Below are 15,516 nucleotides of genomic sequence, written 5' to 3' on the forward strand. Positions count from 1 at the left end.
CGGGATGGTTTTGGCGAAGCCGAAGTCGATTACCCCGCATACGAAATTCAAGGGTGAAGTTTACGTTTTATCGAAGGAAGAAGGCGGTCGTCATACGCCATTCTTCGATGGTTACCGTCCTCAGTTTTACTTCCGTACGACGGACGTAACGGGCGCGGTAAAACTTCCGGAAGGCCGTGAGATGGTATTGCCGGGTGACCGTGTTACGGTCGATGTCGAACTGATCACTCCGATAGCGATGGAAGAGAAACTGAAGTTTGCAATTCGTGAAGGCGGTCGTACGGTCGGCGCTGGTGTCGTCACCCAGATCATCGAGTAATATTTCCGTAGGACAGACACACCTGGCTGTCCATCCGGAAAAAAGTTTCTGAAAAGAAGTAGCGTTGTTTTAACAACGCTCATGGGTCAGACTAACACGTCTGACAAAGTTTGGAGGTTGGGCGAGTCGCATCGAATCGTCGAGTGCGGATTCAACCAACATCAAAGGACAAAGAATGTCAGGTTCGATTCGCATCCGATTGAAAGCGTACGATCACAATTTGATCGATAAAAGTACTGAGAAAATTGTTAAGACCGTACGAGCGACCGGCGCTGATGTCGCCGGACCGATTTTACTGCCGACGAAACGCCGGGTAGTAACGGTGAACCGCTCGCCGCACTCCGATAAAAAGTCACGTGAGCAGTTCGAGACCCGCATTCACAAGCGAATGCTCGACATTCGTAATTCTTCAAATCGCACCGTCGACGCGTTAATGAAGCTTGAGCTTCCGGCTGGCGTCGATATTGAAATCAAGACCTGAGTTCGGTCGATTGGACCAACTGTCTGACAACAGTTGGAAGTTGAGCGGAAGCTTGACAAATCCATGTCAGACATTCGTGTCTGGCGCTCTACGGTAAACGGGACGAAAACGATATAACGTTCGACGTAACGAAAGTATTTGACAATGTCAGGGCTAATTGGAAAAAAATTGGGGATGGTGAACTTGTTCACGGACAAGGGCGATTCAATCGCCGGTACCGTGATTGAGGCAGGTCCCTGTACAGTTACTGCAGTCCGTACGAATGATCATAACGGATATGAGGCGGTTCAACTCGGTTTCGGCGATGTGAAAGAAAAACATATCAATAAGCCGAATCTTGGCCAATTCAAAAAAATTGGCGCTGCGCCGAAGCGCTTCCTTCGTGAATTTCGCGGTACAGCAGGTGATGTGAAAGTCGGTGAGATTCGAACGGTCGAATATTTCCGGGTTGGCGATGCGGTAAAGGTTACTGGAACATCGAAGGGTAAAGGCTTTGCTGGTTCGATCAAACGTAACAGATTCCATCGTCCAAATCAAACCCATGGTACCCACGAATCGTTCCGTGGTACCGGTTCGATCGGCGCACACTCCTATCCCGCTCGCGTGTTTCCCGGTAAAAAAATGGCCGGACATTTAGGCGACGTTCGAGTGACCACCGCGAATCTCAAAATTGCTGCAATCGATGTCGAGCGCAATCTATTAGTGATTGCCGGCGCGGTTCCTGGCGCAGCAGGCGGAATCGTCGAGTTGCGCAAGATGGGAGGCGGACAATGAAAGTGCCCGTTTTAAATCGCAACGGTGACGCGACCGGTCGCGAAATCGAGCTTCCAGAGGACGTATTTGGAATTGAGCCCAATGAACACGTACTTTGGCTTGCGGCAAAAGTGTATCAAAGCAATATGCGACAAGGTACCCACGCTCATAAGAATCGGAATGAAGTACGAGGCGGCGGTCGCAAGCCGTTTAAGCAGAAGGGCACAGGGCGCGCCCGTCAAGGTACTTCTCGGTCGCCGATAATGCGTGGTGGTGGAACGATCTTCGGACCGGAACCCCATTCGTACCGGTTAGCATTACCGCTCAAAGTACGACGTTTAGCGAAGAAGTCGGCTTTAAGCGCAAAAGCGAAAGATGCGCGGGTGATGGTCGTTGAAGACTTTACCCTGACCGCACCAAAGACGAAAGATATCGTTAACTTCTTGGACAAAGTGTTGCCGCCCAAAATCGAAAAAGGACAGCCCGTCAAAACGGCGCTTTTTCTAACCAACACAAACGATAGCGTGTTAGTGAAATCGGCGTTGAACGTTCCGCGGTTGCAAATTGAGCAAGCGATTGTCGCTTCGGCTTTTGATATCTTACGTAGCCGTTATATCATTTTACAGGAAAGCGCTGTTGCGCCGTTGGCGGAGGTGTTGAACCGTGTCTGAAATGCGTGTATTACGCCGTCCGTTAGTTACGGAAAAGATGAGCGCGTTAGCGGAAGAAACGTTGGTTGTTCGGCAGTATGCCTTTGAGGTCGAACCTGACGCCAATAAAATCCAGATTCGAAACGCTGTCGAAAAAAAGTTTGAAGTGAAGGTGACTTCCATCCGCACCATCACGATTCGCGGTAAAATGCGCCGCTACGGTCGATTCTTAGGGAAACGGCCGGATTGGAAAAAGGCGATCATTACGCTGGAAAAAGGACAAACCATCGGGTTGTTCGAGCACGCGTAGGATTTTCGATAATTACCGGAGCGCAGACGGCCTGTTTGCCTGTCCGGTGTAATTGAAGAATTCCAATTGATTCGCTGGATTCTTAGAAATTTTTGGATTGGAAACCGCCCGCAAAATCACTGCACAGTGATAGTTATGGGCGAGCTAAGGTAAAAAACAATGCCATTGAAGAAGTATAACCCGTATACGCCGACGCGGCGTTTTGCCGCCACGCTCGACTTTTCGGAAATTACCCGCGAGACGCCGGAGAAGAGCTTATTGCTCCCCCGTAAGCGTACCGGTGGCCGTAACAACATGGGACGAATTACCACTCGTCACCATGGCGGCGGACACAAACGGATGATTCGCGTGGTCGATTTCAAACGCGATAAATTCGGTATCCCGGCGAAAATTGCCCATATCGAATACGACCCGGGTCGCAGCGCCCGCATCGCACTCCTCCATTATGCTGACGGTGAAAAGCGTTACAGTATCGCAACTGTTGGTATGAAGCAGGGCGATGTCATTATGAGCGGTCCGACTGCGGAAATCCGCGCCGGGAACTCATTACCGCTGAGTATGATACCGGTAGGAACAGAAATTTGCTTGATCGAATTACGACCGGGTGCCGGCGCTCAGATTGCCCGAAGTGCTGGGTCGGTTGTTCGACTGATGGCGAAGGAAGGCAAATATGCCTCGCTTCGGATGCCATCTGGTGAGATTCGTAAGATTAGTTTGAATTGTACGGCGGTAATCGGACAAGTCGGAAACGTCGAGAACGAAAACCAGAACTACGGTAAAGCCGGCAAGAGCCGCTGGTTGGGCATTCGTCCCAGCGTACGTGGCGTCGTAATGAACCCGATTGACCATCCGATGGGCGGTGGCGAAGGAAGAAGCTCTGGCGGTCGGCACCCGTGTACGCCGTGGGGCAAACCGACGAAGGGTTACAAGACTCGTCATAACAAGTCGACTGAGAAGTGGATAGTACGTCATCGTTCGGCGAAGAAGTAAGAGAGGCGATTAGGAATGGCACGTTCGATTAAAAAGGGTCCGTATATCGATCCGCGCATCTCCGTAAAAATCGATGCGTTGAATAAGGATCGCAAAAAGGTTGTGGTGAAAACATGGGCACGACGCTCAATGATTTCGCCGGCCTTTATCGGACACACCTTAGCGGTGCATAACGGCAAAAAGTTCATTCCGGTATTCATTACCGAGAATATGGTCGGACACAAGCTGGGCGAATTCGCACCGACCCGCGTATTCAAAGGACACAGCGGTCACCGGAAAACGGAAAAAGCTGCGAAAGCCAAGTAAGGTTTTGTTAGGAACCAGCAATGGAAGCAAGATGTGTTGCCCGCTTTGTTCGAGTTACTCCGCAGAAAATGCGGATGGTAGCCGGACTGGTGCGCGGGAAAACGGTAAGCCAGGCGATTGACCTGCTGCACTTTGCAGGGAAACCGACCGCGTTGCCGATGGAAAAAGCGCTGCGCAGCGCATTAGCGAATCTGATGAACAAGGAAGAAGCGCGCGGCGTCGATGCCGATATCGTGCGCATCGCCGAGATCAATGTGCAGGACGGACCTTCGCTCAAACGATGGTTACCCCGTGCGCAAGGTCGTGCGACGCCGATCATCAAGCGCAGTTGTCATATCTTTGTCCGGGTTGAAGAAGATCCGAAAGCGCTTGCCAAACGGCAGGCCGAGGAAGCGGCGAAACGAGCCGCCCGGGTCAAACGCAGCAAGGCAAAGAAAGAAGATACCAAAGAGCAGTCCGGGCAGGAATAAAGGGAGTATCGCGTGGGTCAGAAAACGCATCCGGTTGGACTTCGATTAGGAATAAATCGGACTTGGAGTTCCAATTGGTTCGATGAAAACGATTTCGCCGGGAAATTTGATGAAGACGGTAAAATCCGGAAGTATCTCAAGAGCCGTTTGCAGAACGCAAGCATCTCGCGAATCGAAATCGAACGGCAAGGCCGGCAATCGGTAAAAGTGATTGTTCATTCCGCCCGTCCCGGTGTGGTGATTGGTCGTAAGGGTCAGCAAGTTGATCAAATTAAAGAAGAACTTGCTAAACTTACCGGAAAGAATGTCGCACTCGATATCGTCGAAGTACGCCGTCCCGAAATCGAAGCGCAGTTGGTGGCTGATAGCATTGCCAATCAGTTAACCGGAAAAGTAAGTTTCCGGCGGGCGATGAAGAAAGCAATCCAAAGCGCTCGCCGCCTTGGCGCTGAAGGGATTAAAGTCACCTGTTCCGGACGATTGGGTGGCGCGGAAATGGCAAGAACCGAATCGTACAAAGAAGGCAGAATCCCACTGCATACTTTACGTGCCATTATCGATTTTGCCCGCTCAACCTCGGTTACCGCGTATGGTACTATCGGCGTTAAAGTGTGGATTTGCAAGGGCGAAGTATTTGGTAAGTGGTCTTCCACCCAAGTGCAACAATAAGATTACAGGGGCTGTTGCAAGCCGAAGGCGAAGCAAACCCAGTACGGATAGAATAAATGTTAGCACCGAAGCGAATAAAGTATCGTAAACAGCAGCGCGGCAGAATGAATGGTCTTGCCTATCGTGGCGGCGCGGTCTCGTTTGGCGAATTTGGACTGAAGGCGATGGAGCCCGGCTGGATCACAGCTCGACAAATCGAAGCGGCTCGTATCGCAATTTCCCGTCACGTAAAACGTGGTGGCAAAATTTGGATCCGGTTGTTCCCGGATAAGCCGGTAACCGCAAAACCAGCCGAAACCCGAATGGGTAAAGGAAAAGGTGCGCCCGAGTACTGGGTTGCTGTTGTGAAGCCGGGAAGAGTAATGTTTGAAATCGAGGGGGTAACCCCTGACTTGGCGAAAGCTGCGCTTTCCCTCGCAGCCCAAAAGCTGCCGATTAATTGCAAAGTAGTGGCGCGGGAGGAGTTCTAATGAAGTTTCGAGAATTGGCTGAATTGCCGCTCAAGGACCTTCAGTTAAAACTGACCGAAATGAGGAACGATATGGCAGAGTTGCGATTTAATAAAGCTACCCAGCCATTGGACAACCCACTTCGGCTCCGTGTCTTACGGCGGAATGTCGCACAAGCAGAAACCTTGGTGAAAGAGTACTTGAACGGTACTCGAAAAGCGCCGGGCGCGCAGTAGTTTTTTGCTATTGCCGGAGGTTAGGCAATCTTGCCTGACAGCAAATTTGTAGGGGTGTAAAGCATCTTACGCCCAATCAGTCGGAGAACAAAAGCGCAACTTGAGTTCGACGATGGTAGTGAATGAAAATTGACCTTTACAAAGGTAATGGAAGCATGGAACAAGTTCGTGGTCACCGCAAAGTCCGGATCGGGCGAGTGGTATCCAGTAAAATGGCGAAGACGGTTACCGTCGCGGTGGAGCGCCGGGTTCCGCACGCATTGTACGGAAAATATGTTCGCTTCACCTCGAAGCTATACGCACACGACGAGTTAAACGTTGCTGGCGTTGGCGACTTGGTGAAAGTGATGGAGACCCGTCCGCTCTCGAAAATGAAGCGCTGGCGGCTTCTCGAGATTATCGAAAAAGCGAAGTAAAACGGTAGGTTTAAACCAATGATTCGCGAACAGACAAAATTAACGGTGGCGGATAATACCGGGGCGAAAGTCGTCGCATGTTTCCGCTTATATGGCGGCTCTTGGCGCCGTTCCGCAAGCATCGGGGATATCATCATGGTTAGTGTGAAGAGCGCCATCCCCGGCGGACAGGTCAAAAAAGGCCAAAAAACCAAGGCAGTCGTGGTGCGTACCAGCAAAGAAATTCGCCGCAAGGACGGAACCTATATCCGGTTCGACGACAATGCGTGCGTACTGTTGGACGACAAACTGGAACCCCGCGGTACCCGTATCTTTGGACCGGTTGCCCGTGAACTCCGCGACAAAAATCAAATGAAAATTATCTCGTTGGCGCCGGAAGTACTCTAAACGCAACGAGCGGAGAAGGAACGATGCACGTCCGAAAAAACGACACCGTAGTAATCATAACCGGTAACGATTCCGGCAAGCGAGGTCGCGTGTTGAAAGTCTACCCGAAAAAGCAACTGATCGTTGTTGAAGGGGTGCGCTTCATCAAACGTCACACCAAGCCAAGCCAAAAGTTACCAAAGGGTGGAAGTATCGAACGCGAAGCGGCGATTAACGCCGGCAACGTGATGGTCGTTGAGCGGCAGACCAATAAACCGACCCGCGTCGGTCACAAACGAATCGAAGAAAACGGAAAACGTCGTTCGGTTCGCGTCGGTAAGAAATCCGGAAACTCGTTTTAAGTAATCTTTGGAATCTGAAATAACCGCTTCGTCATTCTGGTAAACCGTATTACGGGTAGCAGTGGACTTCAGTTCACGTGTACACATGGGACGAGGGGATAAGGAAACGAATCGTGGCGAAAGACGATAAAAGCAAGGCAAAGGGCAGCAAAGCGCCGGCAAAAGGCGCTAAAGGCGGCTCGGCAAAACCATCGGCAAAGCCGGTAAGCAAGCAAGCACCTGCTGCTGCGAAAAAAGGCGGCGGCAAGGCTTCCACCGTAGCAACCGCTCCCGCGACGGGTGGACATAAAGCTGTTGATACCGGATATCGTCCCCGCTTGCAGGAAACATACAAAGAAAAAGTAATTCCTGCCTTAATGGAAAAGTTAAAGCTGACTAATCCGATGCAAGTGCCGAAACTGGTGAAAATTGTGATAAACGTCGGTGTCGGTAAGGGTCACGAAGAAGCGAAATTGTTAGAAAGCGTCGTTGGCGAAGTTTCTTCGATTACCGGTATGAAACCGATTGTAACGAAAGCGAAGAAATCGATTTCAAACTTTAAGTTGCGCGAAGGTATGCCGATTGGCGTGAAAACGACACTACGTCGAACTGTGATGTGGGAATTTTTGGATCGCTTCTTTAACCTGGCAGTTCCCCGTATTCGTGACTTCCGTGGGGTGAGCGATAAATCGTTCGATGGACGCGGAAATTACACCCTGGGCATAAAAGAGCAGATAATCTTCCCGGAAATCAATTACGATTCAGTGGAGAAACTGCACGGGATGGATATTACATTCGTTACGACTGCATTGAACGACGAACATGCACGTGAACTGTTACGGGAACTCGGAATGCCGTTCCGTAAGAAGGCGGAAGCCGTAGTGAAGTAACCTTGGAGGTTGGGCAATCCAACCAGATATCGGTAGTTCAGATAATCTTGTCTGAGAGGTATCGATAGTCTGTGTAGTCCTGCCCAACGATCATTGCAAAACGCAATGAAAATACATTCTCAGAACGGGCAGACAACGCCCAGCAAATCGGTAGCGACAGGCTAAGATACCTGTATCAATCGAAGCGAATTACATTCGCTGATTAAAAGGAAAGAGCATTTATGGCTCGCTTGGCGATGAGAGTAAAGCAGGCGCGGATCGTCCGAAAGGTTACAGAAGCGCATGTTAAAGCGAAGGACAAGAAGGAATTAGGAGAGCTCATTCAGAAGCTTCCCGTTCTGCTTCGTCCGACGAAGATTCGTAATCGGTGCCGCCGATGCGGTAGGGCACGTGCTTATCTCCGGCATTACGGCGTTTGCCGTCTCTGCTTCCGTGATCTCGCGTTGCAGGGAGAAATTCCGGGTGTAGTCAAGGCAAGCTGGTAAAGGAGCACAAACTGTGGTAACCGATCCGATTGCGGATTTTCTCACGGCGGTTCGTAATGCTCAAGCTGCGAAACACCGCACTGTAGATGTCCCCTCTTCTAAAATGAAAGAGGCGATCAGCCAAATCTTGGTCGATCAAAATTTTATTCGTTCCTTCAAGCGGTTTGAGGACGGCAAACAAGGAATCTTGCGGGTATACCTCAAGTATGACGAAGAAGGCGCACCAGCAATTGCCGGGATCAGGCGGGCTTCAACCCCTGGTCGTCGCCGGTATGTTGGAAAAACCGAGATTCCCCGGGTGATGAATCAATTGGGAATTTCGATTTTAACCACGCCAAAGGGAGTAATCACCGGAGGTCGGGCACGCCAGTTAGGCGTCGGTGGTGAAATACTCTGTTACGTCTGGTAGATGTACCGTAGCTCAGACTACTGCGTCTGAGACAACTGTGAAAGTTGGGCAGGTTTGTCCGACATCTTGAGTATAGGTAAAACAATGTCGCGTATTGGAAAGAAACCGATTCCGTTGCCGAAGGGTGTCGATGTGAAAATCACCGAGACCATGGTGACTGTGAAGGGACCGCTCGGAACATTGCAGCGCAAGTTGCCGGAAAAGGTGGCGGTTAACATTGAGAACGGGGAAATCAATATTACCCGTGATGGCGAGAGCAAAACCGCAAAGTCGATGCATGGCTTGACACGGACTTTGATTTCGAACATGGTTACCGGTGTTTCCACAGGGTTCGTACGAAATTTGGAAATCGTCGGTGTTGGGTATAAAGCGGAGAAGAAAGGGCCCGATCTGGTATTGAGCCTGGGCTATTCGCACCCAATCGAGTTTGTTGCGCCGGAAGGTATTACAATTGAAGCCCCAAAGCCGACCCAAATCGTCGTCAAAGGTTACGATAAAGAATTACTCGGAGTTGTCGCGGCGATGATTCGCGGTTTCCGAAAACCGGAACCCTACAAGGGCAAAGGCATTAAATACGAGAACGAAGTCATTCTTCGCAAGGCCGGTAAGACCGGTAAGGGTAAGTAAAGTATCTCGCAGTGCGGGATGGCGGTCGATAATGCTTTGTCGAATCATCCTGCTGAGGAGCGAAAACAAGTATGATTGAAGCGTATAAGAAAGTCCGAGTCAATGCCCGTCTGCGGCGTAAGCGCCACATTCGTGCCAATGTGAACGGTACTCCGGATCGTCCCCGGTTAGTGATTTTTCGCAGTTTGCAATTCACCTATGCCCAGATCGTCGACGATGTCGCTCATCTGACATTAACCGGTGCATCCACCAAGAATCCCGAAATTACCGCCAAAGGCGCAATGACGAAGACCGCTCAAGGCAAGGAATTGGGTATATTAATTGCTGCGAAAGCAAAAGAGCTGGGCATCACAAAAGTCGTATTCGACCGGAATGGTTACCCCTATCATGGCAGAGTCGCTGCGGTAGCGGAAGGTGCACGAGAAGGAGGGCTTTCGTTTTGAGCGAGTTTACTGCGGAGCCTGGAATGGAAAAAATGGAAACCCCAGCAGTCGAACCTACTGCCGAAACCCGTTACGGGGAAGGTCGTCGCGAACCACGAAATGAGCGCGGTGACCGGGGTGAGCGGGGTGGACGTCGTGATCGCGGCCGTGGTGATGATCACGATCCGTCGTTGATCGAAAAAGTTGTCCACGTCAATCGCGTTGCCAAAGTTGTCAAGGGTGGTCGTAACTTCTCTTTCAATGCTTTAGTTGTTGTCGGCGATGGCAAGGGAAAAGTCGGATTCGGACTCGGAAAAGCGAATGAAGTCGCTGATGCAATTTCCAAGGGAACCGAACTTGCCAAGCGGGCGATGAAACGTTACCCGATGGTTGGCGTTACGCTTCCTCACGAGATTATTGGACGCTACGGTGCCGGAAAAGTGAAGTTAAAGCCGGCGTCCCCTGGTACCGGTGTTATCGCGGGAGGTGCGGTTCGTGCGATAATGGAATGTTTCGGAATCCGCGACGTATTGACCAAGGTACTTGGCTCGACCAATCCACACAATGTGGTAAAAGCGGTGTTTGCCGGTTTGGAAGGCGCAATCGACGTTGCAAGCGTGGTTCGTCGCCGTGGAATAACGGTGCGGCAGGTCTTTGCTGCCGGAGCGGTACGGGAGGATTCGTAACCGATGGCACGTTTGAAGATAACCTATGCGAAAAGCACGATTGATTGCAACTGGCGAATGAAGCGTACCGTCGAAGCGCTCGGTTTGCGAAAACTCAATCACGCAGTAATTCACGGCGATACTCCGGCGATCCGGGGAATGATTGCGAAAGTGCCTCACTTGCTAAAAGTTGAGGAACTACCGGACGAAGCGAAGTAAGGAAGCTACTGTGGGAACGACTTTAGGAACATTAAAACCAAATGCCGGAGCGGTAAAGAAGCCGAAGCGAATCGCTCGTGGATACGGCAGCGGTCACGGTAGAACGGCTACGCGCGGTATCAAGGGCTACGGCTCACGAAGCGGTTCAGGCACAAAACCCGGATTTGAAGGCGGTCAGATGCCGATCTTCCGACGGTTGCCAAAACGCGGCTTTAAAAATCCATTTCGGGTTGAATATCAAGTTGTCAACATTGGTCAACTCGAGCGCTTTGATACTGAAGTAACAGTTGAAATGCTCGAAAAAGCCGGTTTAACTTCCCATTCAGCGGGTCCGGTTAAATTGCTTGGAAACGGCGATCTATCGAAACCGTTGAAGGTTAGCGTTGACGCTGCGTCGGCATCCGCAATCGAAAAAGTGAAAGCGGCCGGCGGCGAAGTTACCGTACCAGTCGTCGTCGAACGACCGGCGAAAATGAAATTCACCAAGAATAGTGTGACGAAGTAAAGCCCGAGCGAACCGATGCTACAGACTCTTCGTAATATCTTCAACATCCCGGAACTGAAACGACGTATTCTGTTCACGTTGGGGATATTTTTTGTCTACCGGCTAGGCGCACACGTGCCGGTGCCGATGATTGATCGCGTCGCATTAGCGGCGGCGTTTGAACAGCAAAAAGGGACGCTGTTTGGACTGTACGATATGTTTGCCGGTGGTAACTTCGGCAAGGCGACAATCTTCGCATTGGGTATTATGCCCTACATCTCGGCGTCCATCATTCTCCAACTCCTCGGTACGGTCATCCCGACCTTACAGAAACTGCAGCAGGAGGGGGAAGAGGGGCGAAAGAAGATTACCCAGTGGACCCGTTACCTGACTGTCGGTATCGCTATGATGCAGTCACTCGGCGTGGCGGCATATTTGGCTTCATTAGAGGCAGGTGGAAGACAGGTTGTACCGGGTGGTGCAACGATCGGTTTCTATCTCCTTACGATGTTAACGATGACGACCGGTACGGTATTTATCATGTGGCTTGGTGAGCGAATTACCGAGCGCGGGATTGGAAACGGTATTTCACTCCTAATCTTTATCGGAATTGTCGACCGGATACCATGGGCATTCCTCGACGAATTCCAAATGGTTACAAAGGGAATCCACGGTCCGATTATGGCTGCTTTCCTTTTGGTGATGATGTTCTTTGCGATTGTTGCGGTGGTCTATCTTACGCAAGGCGTGCGGAAGATACCGGTACAATATGCCAAACGCATGGTTGGTCGGAAGATGATGGGCGGTCAATCGACCCATATCCCGTTGCGGGTCAATACTGCCGGTGTTATGCCAATCATTTTCGCACAGACAATTATGTTCGTACCTTCTACGCTCGCGACATTCCTTCCCGATGATATGGAATTGCGAAATTGGCTACATGCCGCGTTCACGTACGACAACTTTATTTACATGACGGTCTATGCAATCCTAATCGTTTTCTTCACTTACTTCTATACTGCCGTCGCGTTCAATCCGACCGACGTCGCAAACAACTTGAAGAAGTATGGCGGATTAATCCCCGCTGTGAAGCCCGGAAAGAAGACTTCCGATTATTTGGATAACATTCTTTCGCGTATTACGTTGCCGGGCGCGATTGCATTAGCGTTGGTAGCGATTGTGCCAACCATTATTTCCAAGTATGCCCAGACCAGTTACAACTTCGCGGCATTCTTTGGCGGTACTGGGTTATTGATTCTGGTGGGTGTTGCACTCGATACGCTACAGCAAATTGAATCGCATCTTTTAATGCGACATTACGACGGTCTGATGAAATCCGGCCGCATACGCGGAAGAGCAAACGTCCGACGGATGTAACTATGAATGTGATCATATTAGGCGCTCCCGGTGTGGGAAAAGGTACGCAAGCGCAGCTATTAGTTGATCGGGAGAAGTTTGTTCAACTTAGTACCGGAGATATCCTCCGGAGCGAGCAAGCAAACGGAACCGAACTGGGTTTAGCGGCAAAGCTGTACATGGAACGCGGCGAGTTAGTGCCAGATACGGTCATCTTGAACATGGTAGCATTGCGAATGGAGACCGGGAAGTCCTATTTGTTCGACGGATTCCCCCGAACAATTGCACAAGCGGAAGGATTTGAAACGATTCTTTCCGGACGCGGAATGAAAATCGACCGTGTCATCTCGTTGGAAGTCCCGTTCGATGAAATCGTGAAACGATTAAGCTCTCGACGGGTCGCCTTGAAATCAGGACGGGTCTATAACCTGATGTCGAATCCTCCGAAAGTTGAGGGTATCTGCGATGTTTCCGGCGAACCGTTAATCCATCGCGCCGACGATCAGCCCGAAGCGATTCAAGTACGATTACAAGAGTATGAGAAAAAGACCGCGCCGCTGAAGCAGTATTATGAAAGAAAAATTGGTGTCTCAATCGTTGACGCCAACGGCGAAGTTGAAGCGGTGTACCGGCGTGTGAAGGCAACACTGGCGTGATAAAATTAAAAACCCCGAAAGAGATCGAGAAAATCCGGAGAGCCGGTAATTTAGTAGCAAGATGTCTCGAACTCGCGGGTAAAATGGTAGAACCGGGTCTACCGACAATTGAAATCGACCGTGCAATCGAAGCGTTAATCCGTTCAAGTGGCGGAAAACCGGTCTTCAAAGGGTATGGACCACGAGATAATCCATTTCCTTCTTCGACCTGTATTTCGATTGACGAAGAAGTAGTACACGGAATCCCTTCAGCCCGTAAACTCGAAACCGGAATGATAGTTGGTGTTGATGTCGGGGTTGAATTGGATGGTTACATCGGCGATGCGGCGCGAACCTTTGCCGTCGGTGAAATCAGCGATTTGAAAAAACGGTTGATGCAGGCTACGGAAGAATCGTTGGCAATCGCAATCGACCAGATCGTTCCCGACGTTTCGCACTTATCCGATATCGGATATACCGTGCAGACCCATGTCGAAGCCCGTGGTTTTAGTGTGGTACGCGACCTGTGTGGACATGGTGTCGGTCAAAAGATGCATGAAGATCCGCAAGTCCCGAACTATGGACAAAAGGGACGCGGCGTCATTTTAAGACCGGGTATTGTGATTGCGATCGAACCGATGATTAATGCGGGTACCTACGCAGTGAAAGTCCTGAAAGATGGATGGACAGTCGTCACTGCCGATGGTAAACCGTCAGCGCATTTTGAACATACCGTCGCGATTACCGAACAGGGTCCGCAGCGGTTAACGATTTTAGAGTGACAGGAGACGAATGGGTAGCGACACTTCCATCAAACTGGACGGCGTAGTCGTAGAATCGTTGCCCAATGCGACGTTCCGGGTTGAATTGGAAAAGGGGCACATCGTACTCGCCCATATCTCGGGAAAGATGAGAATGAATTTCATCAAGATTCTGCCCGGTGATAAGGTGACAGTCGAGATTAGTCCCTACGATTTGAAACGTGGACGGATCGTCTACCGCTATAAATAGTCTGTCGGACAGACGTTGTTGTTTGTCCATTCGTAAGCCGGGCTGTTTAGTCCGACATTAGCTAAGGAAAATGAGGATACGATGAAAGTCCGCCCCTCGGTAAAAAAAATCTGCGACGCTTGTAAAATTGTGAAGCGAAATGGCGTTGTTCGAGTTATCTGCTCGAAGAAGCCAAAGCATAAGCAACGTCAAGGGTAATCGAAATTCGTTCGTTGAGGTTGGGCATATTAGCCCGATGAAGTTCTGGAGGTTAGGCAATTCGTTTCGAATCACGGAACGTAATCCTGCCTGACAATCTGCAAGGGTTGAGTTAACATCACCCGAATTTGAGGAGTAAAAGTGGCACGTATCGCAGGCGTCGATCTACCTCGCAATAAGCGTATTGAGATCGCGTTACGTTACATCTATGGAATCGGTCCCGCGATCGCAGCGAAGATTTGTACGGATACCGGTGTTAATCCCGGAAAAAAAGCCGGCGATCTGAACGACGACGAGCAGAACAAAATCCGTAATGCGATTACCGCAGAGTACAAGGTCGAAGGTGCGCTTCGTTCCGAAGTGCAGATGAATATCAAACGCTTGATGGACATCGCCTGTTACCGTGGATTGCGTCATCGTAGAGGTTTGCCAGTGCGCGGACAGAATACGAAAAACAATTCCCGTACCCGGAAAGGTCGTAAGAAGACCATCGCCGGTAAGGTTACTGCACCTCGGAAGTAATATTCCTTAGAGGTTGGCAACCTAAACTAATGCCTCTGTACGGCAGACAAAACAGTTTGTCGACATATCGAATCGAAAGTTGGATGCTCAAATCCGACAATTTTGGCGGAATCGCCTGCATATAAGGGAGCGAGTTCGTGGCAACTCCGAAGAAGAAGAAGACTAAGAAACGCGAAAAAGTGGAAGCGAGCGGCGCAGCATTTATCCAAGCGTCGTTCAACAACACCTTAATCACCATCACTGACGCCTATGGCAATACAATTTCGTGGTCGTCAGCAGGAAAAATGGGATTCCGCGGCAGTCGGAAGAATACGCCGTTTGCGGCGCAACAGGCTGCACAACAAGCTGCAAAGACCGCGATCGATCTCGGTTTACGGAAGATTGCGATTCAAGTCAAGGGACCTGGCGGCGGAAGGGAATCGGCAGTGCGCGCCTTGTCCGCGGCAGGATTGCAAGTCCAGTCGATTAAAGATGTCACCCCGTTGCCGCACAACGGTTGCCGTCCCAAGAAACGACGTCGCGTCTAACTTGTTTTTGAGAGGTTGGGCAATATTGCCTGACCGCAAAGGGCAAATTTCGCCCGCTGTTTGGAGAGCGGTGAACCCGCGAACCTTGGTTTTAGGAGTTGAATCGAATGGCAAGATATACCGGTCCGGTTTGCCGAATCTGCCGCCGCGAAGGCGAAAAATTATATCTCAAGGGCGAACGCTGCTTGACTCCCAAGTGCGCGTTTGAGCGTAAAGGCTTCATCCCCGGACAACATGGCAGAAACCGGCGCGGCAAGGTTTCCGAATACGGCATGCAGTTACGAGAAAAGCAGAAGATTCGCCGTATGTA

At 50.5% G+C, this 15,516-nt stretch carries 30 protein-coding genes; all 30 read left to right on the forward strand.

All coding sequences use genetic code 11. The annotated features are described in order from the left end of the window. Positions 1-319: elongation factor Tu (tuf, locus tag OEM52_08665; GenBank protein ID MDK9700201.1), on the forward strand; the 319-nt coding region annotated here is incomplete at its 5' end. A 175-nt stretch (positions 320-494) separates the two neighbouring features. After that, positions 495-800, forward strand: a complete 306-nt coding sequence (gene rpsJ / locus OEM52_08670) for a 30S ribosomal protein S10 (protein ID MDK9700202.1) — start codon at positions 495-497, stop codon at positions 798-800. Positions 801-944: 144 nt separating this feature from the next. Next, positions 945-1,574 carry a 50S ribosomal protein L3 gene (rplC, locus tag OEM52_08675; protein ID MDK9700203.1) on the forward strand — a complete coding sequence of 210 codons (630 nt, stop codon included), beginning with the start codon at positions 945-947 and terminating at the stop codon, positions 1,572-1,574. Next, entirely contained in the window at positions 1,571-2,224 is a 654-nt protein-coding gene (gene rplD / locus OEM52_08680; GenBank protein MDK9700204.1) for a 50S ribosomal protein L4, read from the forward strand. The genes rplC and rplD overlap by 4 nt, the downstream gene beginning before the upstream one ends. 1 nt (position 2,225) lies before the next feature. Beyond that, positions 2,226-2,513, forward strand: a complete 288-nt coding sequence (locus OEM52_08685; GenBank protein ID MDK9700205.1) for a 50S ribosomal protein L23 — start codon at positions 2,226-2,228, stop codon at positions 2,511-2,513. A gap of 159 nt (positions 2,514-2,672) precedes the next feature. Then, positions 2,673-3,503, forward strand: coding sequence for a 50S ribosomal protein L2 (gene rplB, locus OEM52_08690; GenBank protein MDK9700206.1), 831 nt, complete (start codon positions 2,673-2,675; stop codon positions 3,501-3,503). 15 nt (positions 3,504-3,518) lie between these two features. Next, on the forward strand, positions 3,519-3,809 hold the full coding sequence (gene rpsS / locus OEM52_08695; GenBank protein ID MDK9700207.1) for a 30S ribosomal protein S19: 291 nt from the start codon (positions 3,519-3,521) through the stop codon (positions 3,807-3,809). A gap of 20 nt (positions 3,810-3,829) precedes the next feature. Next, the gene (rplV, locus tag OEM52_08700) at positions 3,830-4,279 is read left to right on the forward strand and encodes a 50S ribosomal protein L22 (protein MDK9700208.1); all 450 of its coding nucleotides are present in this window, start codon (positions 3,830-3,832) and stop codon (positions 4,277-4,279) included. 12 nt (positions 4,280-4,291) lie between these two features. Beyond that, positions 4,292-4,948, forward strand: coding sequence for a 30S ribosomal protein S3 (gene rpsC / locus OEM52_08705; protein ID MDK9700209.1), 657 nt, complete (start codon positions 4,292-4,294; stop codon positions 4,946-4,948). Positions 4,949-5,004: 56 nt separating this feature from the next. Further along, positions 5,005-5,418 carry a 50S ribosomal protein L16 gene (gene rplP / locus OEM52_08710; GenBank protein ID MDK9700210.1) on the forward strand — a complete coding sequence of 138 codons (414 nt, stop codon included), beginning with the start codon at positions 5,005-5,007 and terminating at the stop codon, positions 5,416-5,418. After that, entirely contained in the window at positions 5,418-5,633 is a 216-nt protein-coding gene (gene rpmC / locus OEM52_08715; GenBank protein ID MDK9700211.1) for a 50S ribosomal protein L29, read from the forward strand. The genes rplP and rpmC overlap by 1 nt, the downstream gene beginning before the upstream one ends. 155 nt (positions 5,634-5,788) lie before the next feature. Continuing rightward, on the forward strand, positions 5,789-6,049 hold the full coding sequence (rpsQ, locus tag OEM52_08720) for a 30S ribosomal protein S17 (GenBank protein MDK9700212.1): 261 nt from the start codon (positions 5,789-5,791) through the stop codon (positions 6,047-6,049). Between the two features lie 18 nt (positions 6,050-6,067). Continuing rightward, positions 6,068-6,436 (forward strand): 50S ribosomal protein L14, encoded by a 369-nt coding sequence (gene rplN / locus OEM52_08725; protein ID MDK9700213.1) that lies wholly within the window; start codon positions 6,068-6,070, stop codon positions 6,434-6,436. Between the two features lie 23 nt (positions 6,437-6,459). Then, on the forward strand, positions 6,460-6,777 hold the full coding sequence (rplX, locus tag OEM52_08730; GenBank protein MDK9700214.1) for a 50S ribosomal protein L24: 318 nt from the start codon (positions 6,460-6,462) through the stop codon (positions 6,775-6,777). Between the two features lie 317 nt (positions 6,778-7,094). Further along, positions 7,095-7,646, forward strand: coding sequence for a 50S ribosomal protein L5 (gene rplE, locus OEM52_08735; protein ID MDK9700215.1), 552 nt, complete (start codon positions 7,095-7,097; stop codon positions 7,644-7,646). A 221-nt stretch (positions 7,647-7,867) separates the two neighbouring features. Continuing rightward, positions 7,868-8,131 carry a 30S ribosomal protein S14 gene (locus tag OEM52_08740; GenBank protein ID MDK9700216.1) on the forward strand — a complete coding sequence of 88 codons (264 nt, stop codon included), beginning with the start codon at positions 7,868-7,870 and terminating at the stop codon, positions 8,129-8,131. A 13-nt stretch (positions 8,132-8,144) separates the two neighbouring features. Next, complete coding sequence (gene rpsH / locus OEM52_08745; GenBank protein ID MDK9700217.1) at positions 8,145-8,540, forward strand: 30S ribosomal protein S8; 396 nt, start codon at positions 8,145-8,147, stop codon at positions 8,538-8,540. An 84-nt stretch (positions 8,541-8,624) separates the two neighbouring features. Beyond that, the gene (gene rplF / locus OEM52_08750) at positions 8,625-9,167 is read left to right on the forward strand and encodes a 50S ribosomal protein L6 (GenBank protein ID MDK9700218.1); all 543 of its coding nucleotides are present in this window, start codon (positions 8,625-8,627) and stop codon (positions 9,165-9,167) included. 71 nt (positions 9,168-9,238) lie between these two features. Further along, positions 9,239-9,610, forward strand: coding sequence for a 50S ribosomal protein L18 (gene rplR, locus OEM52_08755; GenBank protein MDK9700219.1), 372 nt, complete (start codon positions 9,239-9,241; stop codon positions 9,608-9,610). A gap of 23 nt (positions 9,611-9,633) precedes the next feature. After that, the gene (gene rpsE / locus OEM52_08760; GenBank protein MDK9700220.1) at positions 9,634-10,275 is read left to right on the forward strand and encodes a 30S ribosomal protein S5; all 642 of its coding nucleotides are present in this window, start codon (positions 9,634-9,636) and stop codon (positions 10,273-10,275) included. A 3-nt stretch (positions 10,276-10,278) separates the two neighbouring features. Beyond that, a complete protein-coding gene (rpmD, locus tag OEM52_08765) occupies positions 10,279-10,473 on the forward strand; it encodes a 50S ribosomal protein L30 (GenBank protein MDK9700221.1) in 195 nt (64 codons plus the stop codon). A 10-nt stretch (positions 10,474-10,483) separates the two neighbouring features. After that, positions 10,484-10,978 (forward strand): 50S ribosomal protein L15, encoded by a 495-nt coding sequence (rplO, locus tag OEM52_08770; GenBank protein MDK9700222.1) that lies wholly within the window; start codon positions 10,484-10,486, stop codon positions 10,976-10,978. A 15-nt stretch (positions 10,979-10,993) separates the two neighbouring features. Further along, on the forward strand, positions 10,994-12,334 hold the full coding sequence (secY, locus tag OEM52_08775; GenBank protein MDK9700223.1) for a preprotein translocase subunit SecY: 1,341 nt from the start codon (positions 10,994-10,996) through the stop codon (positions 12,332-12,334). A 2-nt stretch (positions 12,335-12,336) separates the two neighbouring features. Next, positions 12,337-12,969, forward strand: a complete 633-nt coding sequence (locus OEM52_08780) for an adenylate kinase (protein MDK9700224.1) — start codon at positions 12,337-12,339, stop codon at positions 12,967-12,969. Next, entirely contained in the window at positions 12,966-13,730 is a 765-nt protein-coding gene (map, locus tag OEM52_08785; GenBank protein MDK9700225.1) for a type I methionyl aminopeptidase, read from the forward strand. Before OEM52_08780 ends, map begins: the two co-directional genes overlap by 4 nt. A gap of 10 nt (positions 13,731-13,740) precedes the next feature. Then, on the forward strand, positions 13,741-13,959 hold the full coding sequence (infA, locus tag OEM52_08790) for a translation initiation factor IF-1 (GenBank protein ID MDK9700226.1): 219 nt from the start codon (positions 13,741-13,743) through the stop codon (positions 13,957-13,959). A gap of 81 nt (positions 13,960-14,040) precedes the next feature. Next, on the forward strand, positions 14,041-14,157 hold the full coding sequence (rpmJ, locus tag OEM52_08795; GenBank protein ID MDK9700227.1) for a 50S ribosomal protein L36: 117 nt from the start codon (positions 14,041-14,043) through the stop codon (positions 14,155-14,157). A gap of 141 nt (positions 14,158-14,298) precedes the next feature. Next, entirely contained in the window at positions 14,299-14,679 is a 381-nt protein-coding gene (gene rpsM, locus OEM52_08800; GenBank protein ID MDK9700228.1) for a 30S ribosomal protein S13, read from the forward strand. Positions 14,680-14,816: 137 nt separating this feature from the next. Beyond that, positions 14,817-15,206, forward strand: coding sequence for a 30S ribosomal protein S11 (rpsK, locus tag OEM52_08805; protein ID MDK9700229.1), 390 nt, complete (start codon positions 14,817-14,819; stop codon positions 15,204-15,206). A 107-nt stretch (positions 15,207-15,313) separates the two neighbouring features. Continuing rightward, on the forward strand, positions 15,314-15,516 hold a 203-nt coding region (locus OEM52_08810), incomplete at its 3' end, for a 30S ribosomal protein S4 (protein ID MDK9700230.1).

The sequence above is a fragment of the bacterium genome, assembly GCA_030247525.1.
In the GTDB taxonomy this organism is placed as follows: Bacteria; Electryoneota; JAOADG01; order JAOADG01; family JAOADG01; genus JAOTSC01.

Excerpts from the sequence above, each read along its gene's own strand:
- rplX (MDK9700214.1), top strand. The coding sequence starts at position 6,460 with ATGCACGTCCGAAAAAACGACACCGTAGTAATCATAACCGGTAACGAT.
- rpsS (MDK9700207.1), top strand. The coding sequence starts at position 3,519 with ATGGCACGTTCGATTAAAAAGGGTCCGTATATCGATCCGCGCATCTCC.
- rpsJ (MDK9700202.1), top strand. The coding sequence starts at position 495 with ATGTCAGGTTCGATTCGCATCCGATTGAAAGCGTACGATCACAATTTG.
- rplR (MDK9700219.1), top strand. The coding sequence starts at position 9,239 with ATGATTGAAGCGTATAAGAAAGTCCGAGTCAATGCCCGTCTGCGGCGT.
- rplC (MDK9700203.1), top strand. The coding sequence starts at position 945 with ATGTCAGGGCTAATTGGAAAAAAATTGGGGATGGTGAACTTGTTCACG.
- rpmJ (MDK9700227.1), top strand. The coding sequence starts at position 14,041 with ATGAAAGTCCGCCCCTCGGTAAAAAAAATCTGCGACGCTTGTAAAATT.
- rplB (MDK9700206.1), top strand. The coding sequence starts at position 2,673 with ATGCCATTGAAGAAGTATAACCCGTATACGCCGACGCGGCGTTTTGCC.
- rplN (MDK9700213.1), top strand. The coding sequence starts at position 6,068 with ATGATTCGCGAACAGACAAAATTAACGGTGGCGGATAATACCGGGGCG.
- OEM52_08780 (MDK9700224.1), top strand. The coding sequence starts at position 12,337 with ATGAATGTGATCATATTAGGCGCTCCCGGTGTGGGAAAAGGTACGCAA.
- rpmC (MDK9700211.1), top strand. The coding sequence starts at position 5,418 with ATGAAGTTTCGAGAATTGGCTGAATTGCCGCTCAAGGACCTTCAGTTA.
- secY (MDK9700223.1), top strand. The coding sequence starts at position 10,994 with ATGCTACAGACTCTTCGTAATATCTTCAACATCCCGGAACTGAAACGA.
- rplP (MDK9700210.1), top strand. The coding sequence starts at position 5,005 with ATGTTAGCACCGAAGCGAATAAAGTATCGTAAACAGCAGCGCGGCAGA.
- rpmD (MDK9700221.1), top strand. The coding sequence starts at position 10,279 with ATGGCACGTTTGAAGATAACCTATGCGAAAAGCACGATTGATTGCAAC.
- OEM52_08740 (MDK9700216.1), top strand. The coding sequence starts at position 7,868 with ATGGCTCGCTTGGCGATGAGAGTAAAGCAGGCGCGGATCGTCCGAAAG.
- rplF (MDK9700218.1), top strand. The coding sequence starts at position 8,625 with ATGTCGCGTATTGGAAAGAAACCGATTCCGTTGCCGAAGGGTGTCGAT.
- rplD (MDK9700204.1), top strand. The coding sequence starts at position 1,571 with ATGAAAGTGCCCGTTTTAAATCGCAACGGTGACGCGACCGGTCGCGAA.
- rplV (MDK9700208.1), top strand. The coding sequence starts at position 3,830 with ATGGAAGCAAGATGTGTTGCCCGCTTTGTTCGAGTTACTCCGCAGAAA.
- OEM52_08685 (MDK9700205.1), top strand. The coding sequence starts at position 2,226 with ATGCGTGTATTACGCCGTCCGTTAGTTACGGAAAAGATGAGCGCGTTA.
- rpsE (MDK9700220.1), top strand. The coding sequence starts at position 9,634 with ATGGAAAAAATGGAAACCCCAGCAGTCGAACCTACTGCCGAAACCCGT.
- rpsQ (MDK9700212.1), top strand. The coding sequence starts at position 5,789 with ATGGAACAAGTTCGTGGTCACCGCAAAGTCCGGATCGGGCGAGTGGTA.
- infA (MDK9700226.1), top strand. The coding sequence starts at position 13,741 with ATGGGTAGCGACACTTCCATCAAACTGGACGGCGTAGTCGTAGAATCG.